Below are 17,560 nucleotides of genomic sequence, written 5' to 3'. Positions count from 1 at the left end.
AAAAACAAACCATTTATACATATCTCACCAAGCAGAAAGTTTTTTAACCTCATATTTGCAGCGTAATACACAAGGGAAATCATATTGATAAATTGGGGGATTAATCAATGATGATATTAAGTTATAAAAACACCACTCTAGAGTGGTGTTTTTTTATGCTATAAATTTAAACTTTAGTTTGTTTTTAAAAACAAAAAAACCAAACATTAAATTAAATGTTTGGTTTTTAGTTTTATCTAATCAGTTAGTTTTCTATGCCTCAAATGGAGTTATAGAAACGTATGATTTATTATCTCTTTTCTTTTGGAATTTTACAACACCATCAACTTTAGCATGTAAAGTATGATCTTTACCCATGTAAACATTTTCACCTGGGTTGTGTTGAGTTCCTCTTTGGCGAACAATAATGTTACCTGCAATTGCAGCTTGTCCTCCAAAAATCTTTACTCCTAATCGTTTCGATTCTGATTCACGACCGTTCTTCGAACTACCGACACCTTTTTTATGAGCCATCTTTGTAAGTTTTTAAAGTTAAATTATTTACTTAATGCTTCAATTAATTCTGCTTTCTTTAAAGAAGTGTATCCTGTAATACCTTTTTCTTTAGCTAAAGCTTTTAATTCTGCTACAGTCATTGAACTTAAATCCTTCGACTCTTCTTTTACTTCAGTTTTAGGAGCTTCTTTCTTAGTAGCTGCCTTTTTAACACCTGAAGTAACAATTCCTTCGATTTGGATTTCAGTTAAATACTGTCTGTGTCCATTTTTCTTTTTGTAACCTTTTCTTCTTTTCTTCTTGAATACGATTACTTTATCACCTTTTAAGTGACCTAAAATTTTTGCAGTTACTCCTGCACCTTCTATAGCTGGGGCGCCAATAGTTACGTTTCCTTCATCTTCAATAAGCATTACATTATCAAAAGTTACTTTTGATCCTTCTGCCTCTTGTAAACGGTGTACGTATACTTTTTGGTCTTTTGCTACTTTAAATTGCTGCCCTGCTATCTCTACGATTGCGTACATACTATCTGTTTTGCGTTTATACTTTATTCACATTTTTTAATAAAAATGCGGGTGCAAATATACGTTTTTTACATCAAAAAAAAATGTATTACTCAGAAAATTACTCTTTTAACGTAAAAAACATTCTTTTTTAGTATTTCAATTGTAACAATTAGTATAATTTCACGTCCAATACACGAAAATAATTAAAAAATTAAATTTCAATCAATGAGAAAAAGAGTTATCACTCTAGCTTCAGCTTTGTTATTAGGCTTATCAGCTAATGCACAAAAAGTTGAATTTGAAGAGTACGATTTGAACAACGGAATGCACGTTATTTTGCATCAAGACAGTTCTGCTCCTGTAGTTACTATTGGTGTAATGTATCATGTAGGTTCAAAAGATGAAGAAACTGGTAAAACAGGAATGGCACATTTTTATGAGCACTTATTATTCACTGGGACTGAAAATATTGGTCGTGGTGAGTGGAATAAAATTGAAGCTGCCAATGGTGGTGCTGGAAATGCAAATACAAACTGGGACAGAACCTATTATTACGAAACATTTCCTTCAAACAATTTACAACTAGGTTTATGGATGGAATCTGAACGATTATTGCACCCAATCATCGACCAAAAAGCTGTTGATACACAAAATGAAGTTGTAAAAGAAGAAAAACGTCAACGAATGGATAATGCTCCTTATGGAAAAATTATTTATGGTGATGTTTACAACCATATTTTTGACAAGCACAACTATGGAAGACCAATGATTGGTTATATTAAAGATTTGGATGCTGCTACCTTAACAGAGTTTCAAGATTTTTACAAAAAATGGTACATGCCTAATAATGCTGTACTCGTAGTTGCAGGTGATTTTGAAAAGGCTTCAACAAAAAAATTAATTAAAGATTACTTTGAGTCAATCCCTGCAAGAACACTTCCTAAGCGTGAAAAAGTAGCAGAACCAGAAAGAGTTCAAGAAAAACGTGTTAAAGAATACGATGCTAACATTCAGCTGCCTGCTATTTTATTAGCACACAAAACTCCTTCAATGAAAGAAAGAGATTCTAAGGTGTTAGATGTAATTTCTACCATTTTAAGTAATGGGAAAAGTTCTAGATTGTTCAAAAAATTAGTTGACGATAAGAAAAAAGCATTACAGGTTTTCTCTTTCGCACGTAATTTAGAAGATTATAGTGTATACAATATTGGAGCTATTCCTTTAGGAAAAACATCTTTAGATGATTTAATTAAAGAAATGGATGAAGAAATTGAAAAATTACAAACAGAGTTAATTTCAGATAGAGACTTACAAAAAGTTCGTAATAAGTTTGAGAACCAATTTGTTGCTTCAAATTCTAGCGTGCAAGGTATTGCTAACTCGTTAGTAAGAAACTATATGTTAGTTGGAAATACAAACCAAATAAACAAAGAGTTAGAGATTATCAACTCTATTACCAAAGAAGAAATTAGAGACATAGCTAAAAAATACTTAGCTAAAAACCGTCGTGTTATTATTGAATATTTACCAAAAAAGAAATAATCATCTAAACTGAATTTTAATGAAAACGAAAATATTTTCAATTATCACAATATTATTTCTATCATTAACTGTTTCGGCACAGATTGATAGAACCCAACAACCCAAACCAGGTCCAGCTCCTAAAATTAATTTAGGAACTCCTAAAAAATTTGCTTTACCTAACGGATTGCAAGTTTTAGTGGTTGAAAACCATAAATTACCAAGAGTATCTGCTACATTAACTATTGATAACCCACCAATGTCTTATGGAAATAAAAAAGGAGTTGAGGGCTTATTAAGCGGAATGCTTGGAACAGGATCAAAAAATACTCCAAAAGAAAAGTTTGACGAAGAGGTTGACTTTTTAGGAGCTAATATCTCTTTTTGGGATGAAGGAGTAAGAGCTAGTTCATTATCAAAATACTTTCCAAAAGTATTAGGTTTAATGGCCGATGCTGCTTTTAACCCTGTATTTAATCAAGAAGAATTTGATAAACAAATGAAGCAATCTCTTGACGGAATTAAAAACAACGCTAAGAGTGTTAAAGCTATTGCGAGCAGAGTTGAAAGTGCATTAACTTATGGTAAAAATCATCCTTTTGGAGAATTTACTACAGAAGAAACATTGAAAAATGTTACTTTACAAGATGTTAAAGATTTATACAACAAAACGTATAAACCAAACAACTCTTACTTAATTATAATTGGTGATGTAAACTTTAATGAAATTAAAGTACAGGTTAAAAATTTATTTGGAACTTGGAAAAAAGGAGATTTGACTCCTCAAAAATTACCAAAAGTTGAAAACCCTTCAACTACAGAGATTAATTTTATTGACATGCCAAATGCTGTTCAATCTGAATTATCTATCATTAATGCGGTAGATTTAAGGATGAATGACAAAGATTATTATGCAGCTTTATTAGCAAACCAAATTCTTGGTGGAGGCGGTACTGGTAGATTATACAAAAACCTCCGTGAAGACAAAGGGTATACATACGGTGCTTATTCAGGAATTGGATCAAGCAGATACGCTTCTCGTTTTAAAGCTTCTGCATCAGTAAGAAACATGGTTACTGATAGTGCAATGGTTGAAACAATGAAAGAAATCAACAAAATCCGTTATCAAAAAGCAACTCAAGAAGAATTAGATATTGCAAAAGCTAAATACATTGGAAATTTTGTTCGTAATGTTGAAAAGCCTGAAACAGTAGCTTCATATGCTTTAAATATTTTAACGAATGATTTACCTGATGACTACTACAAAAACTACTTAAAAAACATTAATGCTGTGACATTAGACGATGTTCAAAATGCAGCTATTAAATATTTTAAAGGAGATAAAGCTCGTATTATCATTACAGGTAAAGGGATAGATGTTTTAAAGAATTTAGAAAAAACAGCTGACTATAAAATCAACTATTTTGATAAAAACGGAAATTCTACTGAAAAACCTGCAATGAGTTTACCTATTCCTGCTGGTGTAACAGCTACCACTGTTGTAGACAACTATTATAAAGCTATTGGTGGTAAAGATAAAGTAAACAAAGTAAAATCGTTAATAATTACTTCTGAAGCTGAAGTTCAAGGAATGAAATTAAGCGTAGTTAATAAAGTAGCCGCTCCTAATAAATTATCAGTTACAGTTTCTATGATGGGGAATGTGATGCAAAAAATGGTTTTTGATGGTACTAAAGGGTATCAAGAAGCTCGTGGACAAAACAAAGAACTATCAGGTGATGAATTAGAACAGGTAAAAAACAGTACTGCTCCTTTCATTGATGAAGCATACAAAAAAGGAACTTTAGACAGAATTGAACCTCTAGATGGTAAAAATACTTATGTTATTAAGTACCTTAATACTGAAATGTTTTACGATATGACCTCTGGGTTAAGAGTTAAAGAAATTAAAACTGCTAAAGGACCACAGGGTGAAATGAAAACCCCTACTTTATATTCAGATTACAAAGAAGTAAATGGAATTAAATTCCCTCATAAGGTAGTTCAAAAAAATGGCCCTATGGAATTAAATTTCATCGTAAAAGAAATCAAAATAAACGAAGGTGTTTCTGATACTGATTTTAAATAAGGATTAGATTTACGTTTATCAATAAAGCTGAAAGGGTCAAAATACAATATTTTGGCCCTTTTATTTTAAGTAATTTCAAAACTACTTCGCTTTATTTACCAACCAAACTCCAAACAAAATAATTCCACCAGCTAACAACTGTATTAAACTTAATCTTTCTCCATCAACAATACCCCAAGTAACAGCAACAATAGGAATTAAGTACGTTACTGATGCAGCAAAAACAGGAGAAGAAAGATGCACCATTTTATTAAACAATACTTTTGCTATTCCAGTTCCTACAACTGCTAAAACAGCAATATAACCTAATGCCGATGTAGTTTCTGTCGTTACTTCAAAAGTTGAAAAGAATCCTGAAAAAGCCAACACTATAAACGCTGGTATTATTAACAACAAAAAGTTTCCTGTAGTAATAGCCAACGCATCTAAATCATTTAAATATTTTTTAATCATATTTACATTAAACGCATAACCTATTGAAGCTATTAATATTAAAACAGCATACCAATAATTTTGACTCGGGTTTAACTCAGCTCCCTTTAAAATAAGTATCAAAGTACCTACTAAACCTATTAAAACACCAAAGAATTGTTTTCTTTTAAAAGTAAATCCAAACACCAACGCTCCAAATATAAATGTATTAAAAGGAGTTAATGAATTTAATATTGCAGATATCGAACTATCTATACCGTTTATAGCAAAGGCAAATAAAAAGGCAGGAAAAAAAGTACCTAATGCCGCTGTATAAGCAACATATTTCCAATGCTTTTTTTCTATTCTTTTCAAACTTTTAAATCCAACTAACAATAAAAAAACTGCGGTAATTAAGATACGTAAAGCGCCTACTTGAATTGGAGTTAACCCAATTAGTGCTTTTTTCATTAAAATAAAAGAGCTTCCCCAAACCAGTGAAAGCACTATTAAAAACAGCCATTTTTGTTGTTGATTATTCATTATCAGTCTATTTAATAACAAAAATCGTTTTTTTCTATTTATAAAACTGATATTATTAATAAATTTGCAGTATAACCCAATAAATAAAAATAATGAAAATCCAAAAAATATTGTTTGCTTTAACCTTAATAAGTTTTTTAGCTGTAGGATGTAAAACAGAAGCAAAAAAAGAGGAAACTCAAAAAGTTGAAGAAATAGCAGCAAATGTACAAGAAGCTAGTTTTGCTATTTCTGGTATGACTTGTGAAATTGGTTGTGCTAAAAAAATTGCATCTGATTTATCAAAAAAAGAAGGCGTAGTTGATGCGAAAGTTATTTTTGCTGATAGTATTGCAACAGTAAAATTTGATGTTAATAAAACGAATAAGGCTGAATTAATGGCTTTTGTTGAAGGAATTGGTAGCGGTGACATGTACAAAACTTTAGAAGCTTCTAAAAAAGTTTGTGAAAAAGACTGCAAGAAAGAATGTGGAGCAAAGACAGATGCCGAAGCTAAAGCTTGTAAAGAGGATTGTAAAATGGCTTGTTGTACTAACAAAGAGGTTGAGAAAAAAATGTGCAAAATGGAATGCTGTGCTGATAAAACAGACTCAGAAAAAGCAACCTGTGAAAAAGAATGTTGCACAAAAAGTGAGGTAAAAAAAGCTTAATTTATATTTATTTTAAACAAAAGGCTTCTCAAATGAGAAGCCTTTTGTTTTATAGGCTTGTTGTATCTTTGTGAAAATTTTCGTAGCATGAAAAAACATTTTCCTCTCATTGTAAAAATTTCGTTGATTGCGGTATATGTTATTTTTTTAGCTGGTGCTATTGTTCGTATGACAGGTTCTGGTATGGGGTGCCCTGATTGGCCAAAATGTTTTGGATATTACATTCCACCTACTTCCGAAGAACAAATTACTTGGCAACCTAATTCTGAATACAAAGAAGGAATGATTATCATAAAAGATGAAGCATTATTTGTAGCAGGTCATGATATAAAAACTACTGAAGAATTTAATGTAAATAACTGGGGAAAGTATACTAAACACAGCTACGCAAAATTTAACAAGTTTCATACTTGGACAGAGTATATTAACCGATTAAGTTCTGCTTTGGCGGGAATTCCTTTTTTGTTTTTAATTTTTGTTTCTGTTAAGTTTTGGAAAGAAAACAAACAAATAACTCTTTTATCATTCGGTGCTTTCTTTTTGATGTTGTTTGAGGCTTGGCTTGGTAAAACTGTAGTAGATTCTAACTTAAAACCTACAATAATTACCATTCATATGGTAGTCGGTTTGGTAATCGTAGCGTTACTTTTATGGTTGTTATATATTGTTTCTCACCGTAAAAAAACATCCTATAAATATGACTCATTATTTAGTAAACTTGTAATCTTTTCTGCAATATTTTCGTTAATTCAAATTGCTTTGGGAACTCAGGTACGCCAATTCATTGACGAACAAGTAAAACTACATGGATTTGAAAACAAAGAATACAGTTTAATGAATCCAAATATAAAATTCTACATCCATCGTTCATTTACTATAGCTATTGTATTGGTAAACCTTGGGCTATTTTACTTAAATCAGGTGAAAAATTTAGGATACAAACTAGTGAATTGGATTGTTGCTTTAATCTTTTTAGAAACGATTACGGGTATTTTAATGTACTATGCTGAATTCCCATTAGGAACACAAGCGGTACACCTATTATCTGGTGCTATTTTATTCGGGTTACAATTTTATTTATGGTTGCAGAGCAAGAAAGACATTCATCTAACAAGAGTATAAACCAGAAGACTCCAACCATTTTTTTGATTCTAAAACAATCAACTCTTTAATATTTTCAAGTGTAGCTCCTTTATAATACAATTGAGTTCCGTTCATTTCTTGCTTTATAAAATCTGATTCTAAATCTTTCCAAGCATGATGTAAACTAAAAAAAACCGTATAATCTGGATTATCACTTTCTAAATAAATTTTATAAAGCGATTCTAATTGTTTTCTTATTTCATTGCTTTGCAAAATCATTTTAACATGATAATTTACTTTCCTTTTAAAAGCATCTACCATCACCAACTCCTCAACCTTAAAATCACTCAAAACTTCTGTCACATAATCAACAATTTCTTCTTCTAAAACAGGCTTACTCATGGAAGCTATTTTTATCAAGCTTTCATGGTTATAATCATCCAATAGCATATTTACAGCCCAATCTACAACTAAGTCATAATCAAAAGGCTCTATCTGCTTATGAGCTTTCAAAACTTCTAAAAAATTAGTATCCAACTCCACAACGTTTTTTTTACTCCTTCCACTCCAACGTTTCCATCATATGAATCATGTCATTTTTGATATATTCAACTGCTGGTAAGATAGAATCGTAATTAGGTTTGGTATAAAAGAATAAAGACCCTTTTAAAAAGTGTTTAGAGCTATCTGTTGCATGAAACTGAACTTGCGAGGCTGCATTCCCAAGAATTTGATATAAACTTCCGTAGACCTTCTTATTGGGGTTTGCGTATTCTACTGGAGCTGTAATTTGATCTGCTTTTATGGCATGTTCAAATACTAGTCTTTCAGATTCTATTAATAACTCTCTTAAATTTCCTTCAATAGGACGATATGTAATATCTACCGATGCTTTTAACGCTGGATATTCAACTTTCATCCAGTTTTTAGGCAAATTTTTAGACTTGGTTATCTCTGTAATTTGAAACGTATAGGGTTTGTTTAGATTTAGTTTTTTATAGGTTTTATTAGGGTATTCTAGGCTTAAATATCCTTTGGGTTTGGGTAAAGTTTCTTCACCACAACTTATTAAAAGTATTGCTGATACCAGCAAAAAAAATCTACGCATTTCGGGTAACTTTTACTTGTTTTATACGTTTTTTAGCCAACGCTTCTATAGTAAACGTATAATTACTGAAGTTTATTTTTTCACCTTTTTTAGGAAATTTCCCTGAGACTTCTAAAATAAAACCAGCTATAGTTTCACTTTCTCCTTTAGCTTCTTCAAACTTCTCTTCATCTTCGTCTTCTAAGACTCGGCAAAAATCTTTAATGGTTATTTTTCCCTCAAAAATATAATTATTTTCATCAAGTTTTGAATACGTTAAATCTTCATCATCAAATTCATCATTAATATCTCCTACAATTTCTTCTATTACATCTTCTAGGGTTACAATTCCACTAGTACCTCCATACTCATCAACTACTATAGCTAGATGTTTTTTCATTTCTTGAAACTCTACTAATAAATCATCTAGTTTTTTATTTTCTGGAACAAAAAATGGCTCTCTTAATAGCTTTTGCCATTTAAATGTTTTTTTATTTAGATGTTCTAGTAAATCTTTAGCATATAAAACGCCTACTATATTGTCAATATTTTCATGGTATACAGGATTTCTAGAGTATCCATTCTTTAAAATTGTTCGTAATACCTCTTCATAACTAGCATCATCTGTAATGGCACATACGTCAGTTCTTGGTTTCATAATTTGCACCGTTTCGGTATTTCCAAAACTCACAATTCCTTCCAAAATTTTTTGCTCTTCTTTCGTAGTTGCATCGTCGGAAGTTAATTCTAATGCCTGTGACAAACGTTCTACTGAGAGGTTGTTATTTTTGTTTCCTAACCTATTTTCAACAATACTTGTTAATTTGATTAGAGTTAGGCTTAACGGTGTTAATAACGTGTTTAACACCTGCACAGGTTTTGCCATAAACCCTGCAAATTTTAGTGATTTTCTACTAGCATATACTTTTGGCAACACTTCACCAAACAATAAAATTAAAAAAGTGATAAGTACTATTTCAATCAAAAAGAGCACAGACACATTGAAGTAATAAAAATCTAACTCATAATCTAACCCCGCAAATAAAACCTTCCCAATACTTGCAAAAAGTAATACAATAAGAATATTTATAAAGTTATTAGTAATTAGAATAGTTCCTAATAATTTTTTAGGGTCTTCAAGTAATTTTACTATTATATTTTCTTCTTTTGAGTTTGCTGATAGTTCATCTAATTCAGTTTGTGATATAGAAAAGAAAGCTACTTCTGTTCCTGAAATTAGAGCAGAACAGGTTAATAACAACAGTAATAATAAACAGTTGATAGTTGTTAACCAGTCAAAACTTAATAATAGTAAAAATATAGGTTCGGGTTCTAGATCCAATTTTTAAAATTTAATTAAACTAAAATGGTAAGTCATCATCTTCTTCTTCGGCTACAGCTGGTGGTGTAGGGTTTCCTTGCATTGGTGCTTCATTTTGTTGTGTATTATTTGGGTCTTTTTTTGTTGATAGAAACGTCATGTCTTGCACATGAATTTCAGTTGTATATCTTTTTTGTCCATCAACTTCATACTGACGTGTTTTTATACGTCCCTCACAATATACACGATCTCCTTTGGTTAAATATTTCTCACAGATTTCAGCCAACTTATTACGTACCACTATATTATGCCATTCGACATTTGTTATTCTTTCTCCTGTTTGACGGTTCGTGTAGGTTTCGTTAGTTGCTAAGGGAAAACGACCTATTGAGTTTCCTTCTTCAAAGTAGTGCATTTTAACCTCATCTCCTAAATGTCCTATTAAAATAACTTTATTGATTGTTCCTGCCATAGCGCGTTATAGTTTTTAGTGTAAAATCAAATATACAAAATTTAAGATTTCTTATTTAGAAATTCCTCTAAAAACTTATCTATTAACACAGGTACTGGGTATTTTTTGACGGTGCCCCAACTTACCATTTTTTCGCTAACTTCTTTTGTTTTTACTACCCAAAATTTTGTAAATAGATGTTGGTGTGATAGTTTGTGAATAATATCTTTGTTATTAAAAAGGCTAATTGTAGCTTCTTTTGGAAACAGACTCGTAAACTCTTTCTTTTCGATCAACTCTTTTTCATTCATTTCTTTGGGCGTTTCTACCAAAGGAAATTGATAGAGTCCTTGCCAAATCCCTTTGCCTTTTCGCTCTTCTAAAACAGTTTTATTGTTCTCTGTAATAACAACCAAATAGTTAAAGTACCTTTTCTTTACTTTTATTTTTTTTTCTTTTACAGGAAGTTCTTTTATCTGATTCTTTGCCAAAGCTACACAGCCATTGGCTAGCGGGCAATCTGTACACAACGGATTTTGAGGTTTACAACGTATCGCTCCAAAATCCATTATAGCTTGATTGTATACCCCTGGTTGTGATGTATCTATCAAAGTTTGAGCTAATTCTTTAAACTCTTTAATTCCCTTAGTAGAGTTAATTGGAGTAGTTATACCAAAATAACGTGATAAAACCCTGTATACATTACCATCAACCACAGCTACTGGATCTGCGTAACAAATAGAAGCTATTGCAGAGGCGGTATAGTCACCCACACCTTTTAATTTTAGTAATTCTTTATATGTATTAGGAAACACACCATTAAATTCTTTAGCAAGAAACTTTGCTGTAAAATGTAAATTTCTTGCTCGTGAATAATAGCCAAGTCCTTGCCATAATTTTAATACTTCACTTTCATTAGCTTTTGCTAAATCAAATACCGTTGGAAATGCTTCTGTAAACTTTAAAAAGTAAGGTAAGCCTTGTGCCACGCGTGTTTGCTGTAGCATAATTTCGCTTAACCAAACTCGATAAGGATCTTTAGTTTTCCTCCAAGGCAAATCTCTTTTATTTTGTAAATACCAGTATACTAATTGCTTAGCTAAAATCATTTATGTAAATTGTGGCTACAAAATTAGCATATTTAATTTAGATATTTTTATTCTTATTTTTTTCGGAATAGATTAATTATCATATATTTGCACCCTCAATTTTTTAAAGAAAACAAACAAAAATATATTTATAATGACAAAAGCAGATATCGTATCTAAGATTTCAGATAAGAGTGGAATTGAAAAAGCGGATGTTTTGGCGACTGTTGAAGCATTTATGGACGAAGTAAAAGATGCATTAGAGAATGGGGATAATGTATATTTAAGAGGTTTTGGTAGCTTCATCATTAAAACGAGAGCAGAAAAAACTGGTAGAAACATTTCTAAGAATACAACTATCAAGATTCCTGCACACAACATACCTGCTTTTAAGCCTTCAAAAGTATTTACTGAGGGAGTAAAGACTAAAGTAGCTGTTAAGTAATTAAAAAAGTATTAACCCAAAACCTTTTTCAAGGTTTTACAAAACATTTTAACTATGCCAAGTGGTAAAAAAAGAAAGAGAGCTAAGATCTCTACACACAAAAGAAAGAAAAGAGCAAGAGCAAACCGTCATAAGAAAAAGTAAGCTATAGCTTACTTTTTCGTTGCTTTTATAAGCTACGTTCATTGACATTGAGGTTTTAACACCTTAAAATGGTATAACATAGTATACCTGTTTAAAAATTTTAATCCGTCTGCGTAATTTACGTTGGCACAAAACCATATTCAGAATGAAAACAGAATTAATAATTCGTTCCAATTCTTCTGATATTGATTTCGCCTTACTAAGAGATGGTAAACTTATTGAATTAAACAAAGAAACAAGCGACAATAACTTCTCAGTTGGAGATATTTTTCTAGCTAAAATAGGAAAAGTTATGACTGGTTTAAATGCCGCTTTTGTAAATGTTGGGTACCCTAAAGATGGTTTTTTACACTATCATGATTTAGGCCCACAAGTACAATCTTTGAATAAATTTATTAAGAAAGTAAGCACAGGTAATTATAAAGAATTCACTTTAAAAAACTTTCGCTTTGAAGAAGACATCAACAAAGATGGGAGTATTAATGATGTACTAAAATCAGGTCAAAATTTATTAGTACAAATTGTAAAAGAACCTATATCTACCAAAGGTCCACGTATTAGTTCGGAACTTTCTATTGCAGGTAGGTTTTTAGTTTTAGTTCCTTTTTCTAACCGTATATCTGTATCACAAAAAATAGCAGATCCAAAAGAAAAGGAGCGTTTAAAAAAATTAGCAAAAAGTATCAAACCTAAAGGATTTGGTCTTATTTTACGTACTGTTACTGAAGGTAAAAAAGTAGCAGAACTTGACAAAGATTTACAAAACTCACTTGATCGTTGGAAAACAATGTGTAAACGCATTGCAAATAACAACACACCAACAAAAATATTAAGTGAATTAAACAGAGCATCTTCTATCTTAAGAGATGTTATGAATGATTCTTTTACAAGTATAGTAACCAACGATGAAACCTTAAAGGTTGAAATTAAAGAATACTTACAAGAAATATATCCTGAAAAGGAGAATATCGTAAGACTCCACCGTTCTGATGTACCTATTTTTGAAAAGTATGGTATTGAAAGACAAATTAAAACATCGTTTGGTAAAACAGTTTCAATGAGCAAAGGAGCTTATTTAGTTATAGAACATACCGAAGCTTTACACGTTATTGATGTAAATAGTGGTAATCGCTCTAACAAGTCCTTAAATCAAGAAGAAACTGCATTAGAAGTTAATTTAATTGCAGCCAGTGAAATAGCTCGTCAATTACAGCTACGAGATATGGGTGGAATTATTGTTATTGACTTCATTGATATGAAATCTGCCGAAAACAGACAGAAACTATATCAACATTTAAAAGAAGCGATGTCTTTAGACCGTACTAAACATAAAATTTTACCTCCAAGTAAGTTTGGTTTAGTTCAAATTACAAGACAACGTGTACGACCTGAATTAGAGATAAAAACACGTGAACCAAACCCAAACAAAAATGGAGAGGTTGAAGCTCCTATTGTGTTATTAGACAAAATAGAAGCTGAATTAGAACGCATATTAAACAGCGGTAAAAACTATAAAGAAATCACATTGAATGTGCATCCATTTATAGCTGCTTATTTAACAAAAGGCGTTAACTCAATCCGTTTTAAATGGTTTGTACAGCACAAAAAGTGGATTAAAATATTACCTAGAGATGCTTACCAATACTTACAATATAAATTCTATTTAAAAAAAAGTAAGTAAGGCACAATCTTATTATGAAACAAAAATCCCGTATCAGTTGATACGGGATTTTTTTATACTTAAAACCAAAAACCAAGGTTAAATAGCCAATACTTTTCTGAGTGGTCTGGTGTCCACGTATATTTTAACTCAATAGGTCCTAAAAATGTTTCTACACTATAACCAAAGGCATAACCAGATTTAGTGTTTTTAAATAAACCTACACCTTCAAAGATATCTTCTTCTATACGTGCATAATTTGCCACAAAGACTGCATAATGTTTTTTATAAACCTCATAACGTAAGTTGAATTCTGATTTTAAATATGATTGATTGTTTAACTCTCCCGTATTATAACCATACATTGGAATAAAATTGTTAATGTAATTTTGATTATAACCTCCTAAACGATAATCAAATATTTCAAATGATTTTTTTCCTAATGTATATCCTGCTTGTGAGGTGTATTGAAAAGTTAATTTGTTATAAAAAGTAGTTGCGAAGCCCAAAGTTCCTGCCAATTGAGAAAACTGATGAAAAGGAGCGCTATTTTCTATTAACTGATTTAACCTATTATTTCTATCAGACCATAAGAACCATTTAAAACCTACATCTGCATAAAAGCCTTTTGTAGGAAGCTCTTCTTTGTTGTAAGTGTCTAATTTTAAGAAGGCGTATGTATTAATATAATTACTATTATCAAAAAAATCTTCTTTACCATCAGTTGAAATATTTTGTGTTTTTGTATTTATATTTTTATGTTCTGTGCCAACACCTAAAGCAAACTTTTTATCAATTGTTGTTTGTAGGTAAAATGAAGTTGAAAAATCTCTATACCGCCCATTTATTAACCCCGTATTATAAATAAAATCGCTATTAAAAGTATTATACCTTGTTCTAAAACCATAGCTAGGTAACAAACCATTATCAATAAAATATTCCAAATTATACCTTACTTTATCTCCTACGCCAATATCTAGTGAAAACTCATCATTTTGAAAAAGCATTTTTTTATGGTTATAATTTAATAACACTGCAGATTTATAGAGTAGGTCATAGTGTAAACCTAATCGTAAATATGATTGTAGTTTTTCTTCTTTAACGGCTAATTCTAACTTTTTTCCTTGGAAGGATTTTTCAAAATGATAGTCAATTCTTCCAAAATTTTTTGATGCTGTTAACGTATTAATTTTCTTAGAAATCTCTTTATATGAAACACTATCTCCTTCTCGTAATTGTAATTTTCCTAGTATGTAATTATTAGTATAATTTTTATTTCCTTTAATAATAATTCTATCAACAATAAATTTATTTTCCTTTGGAGTTACTTTTGGTAACTTTTTATTCTTAGGTTGCATTTTGGCAATGCTATCAAAAACAGCTCTATAAGTTTTTGCTGTTTTTTCTCCTTCTGCTAAAATTTCATCTTTTTTATCAAAAGAAATCACGCTGTAATCAATTACATTAGGTCTTAAGTAAACATCTAAAAGTTCAACTTGTTTGTCTGACTTCTTATACATTTGAAAGTTCACTATTTGTAACAAAAGTGATGCTACAGATGCCAATTCATCTCTTTTTAGCAATTCTCCTTGTACACTCACCCCAATAATAATATCTACTCCTTTCGTTTTCATTACATCTACAGGAAAGTTGTTTACAACCCCACCGTCTACCAATAAATCACCCTCAATATCTACTGGATTTAATAAAGAAGGAAATGCTGCACTTGCTCTTAAAGCAAGAGGTAACGAACCTTTTTCTAAAACCTTTTCTTCTCCTGTTTCAATATTTGTTGCTATACAATAAAAAGGAATTGGAAGTTTTGAAAAATCAGTAATCTCATCAACAGGTGCTAAGAGTTCCGTTAAAAAATTCAACATATTTTGTCCTTTTGAAAGCCCCAAAGGCAACCCTAAACTCCCTTCTTTGATAGGTAATGAAATTGCATACTTTTCTCCATGTTCTTTACTAAAAAAAGGTTTTTCTCTTCTAGAAACTTTATCTTGTAACAAACTCATAAAGTCTGTTTTAATAACAGCATTTTCTATTTGTTCAGCTGTATACCCTGCTGCATACAATCCTCCGACAATAGCTCCCATACTTGTTCCTCCAATATAATCTACCTGAACTCCTGCTTTTTCTAGTTCTTTTAATATTCCTATGTGAGCAACTCCTTTTGCTCCTCCTCCGCTAAGAACCAATCCTATCTTAGGTTGATTTTGTGCCTGTACTATAATTGGAAATAGTATTAAAATTAGCAGTTTTTTCATTTTTATTTTTTTTGGTAATATTGATATATTTTCTGAGCTCTAGAGTACCCTACAACTTCCTTTAACTCCTCTAGGCTAGCATCTTTAACTCTTTTTGCTGATTTAAATTTACGTAATAAGTTGGTGATGGTTTGTTTGCCTATATCTGGAATTTGTTCTAATTCAGATTGTATCGCACTTTTGCTTCGTTTGTTTCTATGGAAAGTAATACCAAAACGGTGTGCTTCATTACGTAGGTACTGAATTATTTTGAGTGTTTCAGATTTTTTATCTAAATATAACGGAACAGAATCTCCTGGATAATAAATTTCCTCAAGTCGTTTTGCAATACCTATTATTGCTATTTTGCCCCTTAATTCTAAAGCATCTAAACTTTTTAACGCCGATGATAATTGTCCTTTTCCTCCATCAATAACTATTAACTGAGGTAAGGGTTGTTCTTCATCTAATAACCTTTTATATCGTCGATATACTACTTCTTCCATTGAAGCGAAATCATCAGGACCTTCGACTGTTTTTATATTGAAATGGCGATAATCTTTTTTACTCGGCTTACCATCTTTAAAAACTACACATGCTGCAACTGGGTTTGTTCCTTGTATATTTGAGTTATCAAAACATTCTATATGACGGGGTTCTTTTCCTAATCTTAAATCTTTTTGCATTTGCGCCATGATTCTTTTCACATGACGATCAGGGTCTACAATCTTTATCTGTTTAAACTGTTCTTGACGATAAAATTTTGCATTTCGTTCAGACAATTCCACAATGCGTTTTTTATCTCCTAACTTTGGTATCGTAACTTTAATATTCTTACCTACATTAACTTTAAAAGGCACAAATATTTCTCTAGATAAAGAGTTAAAGCGTTGACGGGTTTCAATAATAAATAGCTCTAAAAGTTCTTTATCGGTTTCTTCTAGTTTTTTCTTGATTTCTGTGGTATACGACTGCACTATTGCACCATTCATAACTTTAAAAAAATTGGCATACCCATGTGATTCATCAGAAATGATAGAAAATACATCTACATTATTTATCGATGGATTTACAATCGTTGACTTTGCTTGATAATTTTGTAAAGAAGCTAATTTTTCTTTAATTTTTTGTGCTTCTTCAAACCTCATATCTGCAGCAAAATCAAGCATTATTTTTTCAAACTGATGTAAACTCTCTTTAAAATTTCCTTTAATAATATTTCGAATTGCTCTAATATCTTCTAAATAATCTTCTTCCGTTTGATTTGCTTCACATGGTCCTTTACAGTTTCCTAAATGGTACTCTAAACAAACTTTGTATTTATCTGCATCAATCTTTTCTTGACTTAAATCGTAATTACAAGTTCGCAGTGGGTACAACTCTTTAATCAGATCCAACAATGCATGTACCGTTCGTACATTGGTATAAGGGCCAAAATACTCAGACCCATCTTTAATAACTCTACGAGTAGAAAATATACGCGGAAATCGTTCTTTTTTAATACAAATCCACGGATAAGATTTATCATCCTTCAACAACACATTGTATCGTGGTTTATACTTTTTTATCAGATTGTTTTCTAACAGTAATGCATCGGTCTCAGTGTCAACGACAATATGCTCTATCCGAACAATTTTTTTTACTAAAACACGTGTTTTGCCGTTCTCATGATTTTTGGTAAAATAAGATGAAACACGTTTTTTTAAGTTTTTAGCCTTACCTACATAAATAATAACATTCTCCTTATCAAAATATTGATAAACTCCTGGTAAATTTGGTAGTGTTTTTATTTGAAGTTCGAGTAGTGTTGACAT

General features: G+C 31.0%; 16 protein-coding genes. 6 read left to right on the top strand and 10 right to left on the bottom strand.

Features of this window, described 5'->3' with window-relative positions; all coding sequences use genetic code 11:
- Positions 1–252: 252 nt before the first annotated feature.
- Together rpmA and rplU are read right to left on the bottom strand one after the other, a co-directional pair.
- The gene (gene rpmA / locus ACKTSW_RS13955; protein WP_408025862.1) at positions 253–513 is read right to left on the bottom strand and encodes a 50S ribosomal protein L27; all 261 of its coding nucleotides are present in this window, start codon (positions 511–513) and stop codon (positions 253–255) included.
- 23 nt (positions 514–536) lie between these two features.
- Positions 537–1,022, bottom strand: coding sequence for a 50S ribosomal protein L21 (rplU, locus tag ACKTSW_RS13950; RefSeq protein WP_408025861.1), 486 nt, complete (start codon positions 1,020–1,022; stop codon positions 537–539).
- A 207-nt stretch (positions 1,023–1,229) separates the two neighbouring features.
- On the opposite strand from rplU, the gene ACKTSW_RS13945 reads away from it, so the two are divergent.
- Together ACKTSW_RS13945 and ACKTSW_RS13940 are read left to right on the top strand one after the other, a co-directional pair.
- The gene (locus tag ACKTSW_RS13945) at positions 1,230–2,546 is read left to right on the top strand and encodes a M16 family metallopeptidase (RefSeq protein ID WP_408025860.1); all 1,317 of its coding nucleotides are present in this window, start codon (positions 1,230–1,232) and stop codon (positions 2,544–2,546) included.
- A gap of 19 nt (positions 2,547–2,565) precedes the next feature.
- The gene (locus ACKTSW_RS13940; protein ID WP_408025859.1) at positions 2,566–4,614 is read left to right on the top strand and encodes a M16 family metallopeptidase; all 2,049 of its coding nucleotides are present in this window, start codon (positions 2,566–2,568) and stop codon (positions 4,612–4,614) included.
- A gap of 81 nt (positions 4,615–4,695) precedes the next feature.
- Here ACKTSW_RS13940 and ACKTSW_RS13935 read toward each other — a convergent pair whose 3' ends face one another.
- A complete protein-coding gene (locus tag ACKTSW_RS13935) occupies positions 4,696–5,568 on the bottom strand; it encodes a DMT family transporter (RefSeq protein ID WP_408025858.1) in 873 nt (290 codons plus the stop codon).
- 92 nt (positions 5,569–5,660) lie between these two features.
- Between ACKTSW_RS13935 and ACKTSW_RS13930 the strand changes: the two genes are divergently transcribed.
- Entirely contained in the window at positions 5,661–6,218 is a 558-nt protein-coding gene (locus ACKTSW_RS13930) for a cation transporter (RefSeq protein WP_408025857.1), read from the top strand.
- An 87-nt stretch (positions 6,219–6,305) separates the two neighbouring features.
- Positions 6,306–7,340, top strand: a complete 1,035-nt coding sequence (locus ACKTSW_RS13925) for a COX15/CtaA family protein (protein WP_408025856.1) — start codon at positions 6,306–6,308, stop codon at positions 7,338–7,340.
- Here ACKTSW_RS13925 and ACKTSW_RS13920 read toward each other — a convergent pair.
- Genes ACKTSW_RS13920 through mutY form a run of 5 tightly spaced genes read right to left on the bottom strand, consistent with a single transcriptional unit; the run spans position 7,326 to position 11,269 of the window.
- Positions 7,326–7,838: a hypothetical protein gene (locus ACKTSW_RS13920; protein ID WP_408025855.1), complete on the bottom strand. Its 513-nt coding sequence runs from the start codon at positions 7,836–7,838 to the stop codon at positions 7,326–7,328. The genes ACKTSW_RS13925 and ACKTSW_RS13920 overlap by 15 nt on opposite strands.
- Positions 7,839–7,854: 16 nt before the next feature.
- Positions 7,855–8,409 carry a gliding motility lipoprotein GldD gene (gldD, locus tag ACKTSW_RS13915; RefSeq protein ID WP_408025854.1) on the bottom strand — a complete coding sequence of 185 codons (555 nt, stop codon included), beginning with the start codon at positions 8,407–8,409 and terminating at the stop codon, positions 7,855–7,857.
- The gene (gene gldE, locus ACKTSW_RS13910; RefSeq protein WP_408025853.1) at positions 8,402–9,730 is read right to left on the bottom strand and encodes a gliding motility-associated protein GldE; all 1,329 of its coding nucleotides are present in this window, start codon (positions 9,728–9,730) and stop codon (positions 8,402–8,404) included. Before gldE ends, gldD begins: the two co-directional genes overlap by 8 nt.
- Positions 9,731–9,749: 19 nt before the next feature.
- Complete coding sequence (locus ACKTSW_RS13905) at positions 9,750–10,181, bottom strand: single-stranded DNA-binding protein (protein ID WP_408025852.1); 432 nt, start codon at positions 10,179–10,181, stop codon at positions 9,750–9,752.
- Positions 10,182–10,222: 41 nt separating this feature from the next.
- Positions 10,223–11,269, bottom strand: coding sequence for an A/G-specific adenine glycosylase (gene mutY / locus ACKTSW_RS13900; RefSeq protein ID WP_408025851.1), 1,047 nt, complete (start codon positions 11,267–11,269; stop codon positions 10,223–10,225).
- 133 nt (positions 11,270–11,402) lie between these two features.
- Between mutY and ACKTSW_RS13895 the strand changes: the two genes are divergently transcribed.
- Both ACKTSW_RS13895 and ACKTSW_RS13890 read left to right on the top strand, forming a co-directional pair.
- Complete coding sequence (locus ACKTSW_RS13895; RefSeq protein ID WP_028891679.1) at positions 11,403–11,693, top strand: HU family DNA-binding protein; 291 nt, start codon at positions 11,403–11,405, stop codon at positions 11,691–11,693.
- Positions 11,694–11,982: 289 nt separating this feature from the next.
- Entirely contained in the window at positions 11,983–13,518 is a 1,536-nt protein-coding gene (locus ACKTSW_RS13890) for an Rne/Rng family ribonuclease (protein ID WP_408025850.1), read from the top strand.
- Between the two features lie 59 nt (positions 13,519–13,577).
- Here the strand turns inward: ACKTSW_RS13890 and ACKTSW_RS13885 are convergent, their stop codons facing one another.
- Positions 13,578–15,767, bottom strand: coding sequence for a patatin-like phospholipase family protein (locus ACKTSW_RS13885; RefSeq protein ID WP_408025849.1), 2,190 nt, complete (start codon positions 15,765–15,767; stop codon positions 13,578–13,580).
- 2 nt (positions 15,768–15,769) lie between these two features.
- Complete coding sequence (gene uvrC, locus ACKTSW_RS13880) at positions 15,770–17,560, bottom strand: excinuclease ABC subunit UvrC (protein ID WP_408025848.1); 1,791 nt, start codon at positions 17,558–17,560, stop codon at positions 15,770–15,772.

Source organism: Tenacibaculum sediminilitoris, from assembly GCF_964513795.1.
Taxonomy (GTDB): Bacteria; Bacteroidota; Bacteroidia; order Flavobacteriales; family Flavobacteriaceae; genus Polaribacter; species Polaribacter sediminilitoris.
The sequence above is the reverse complement of the archived record's forward strand: the minus strand, read 5'-3'. Positions and strand labels throughout refer to the sequence as shown.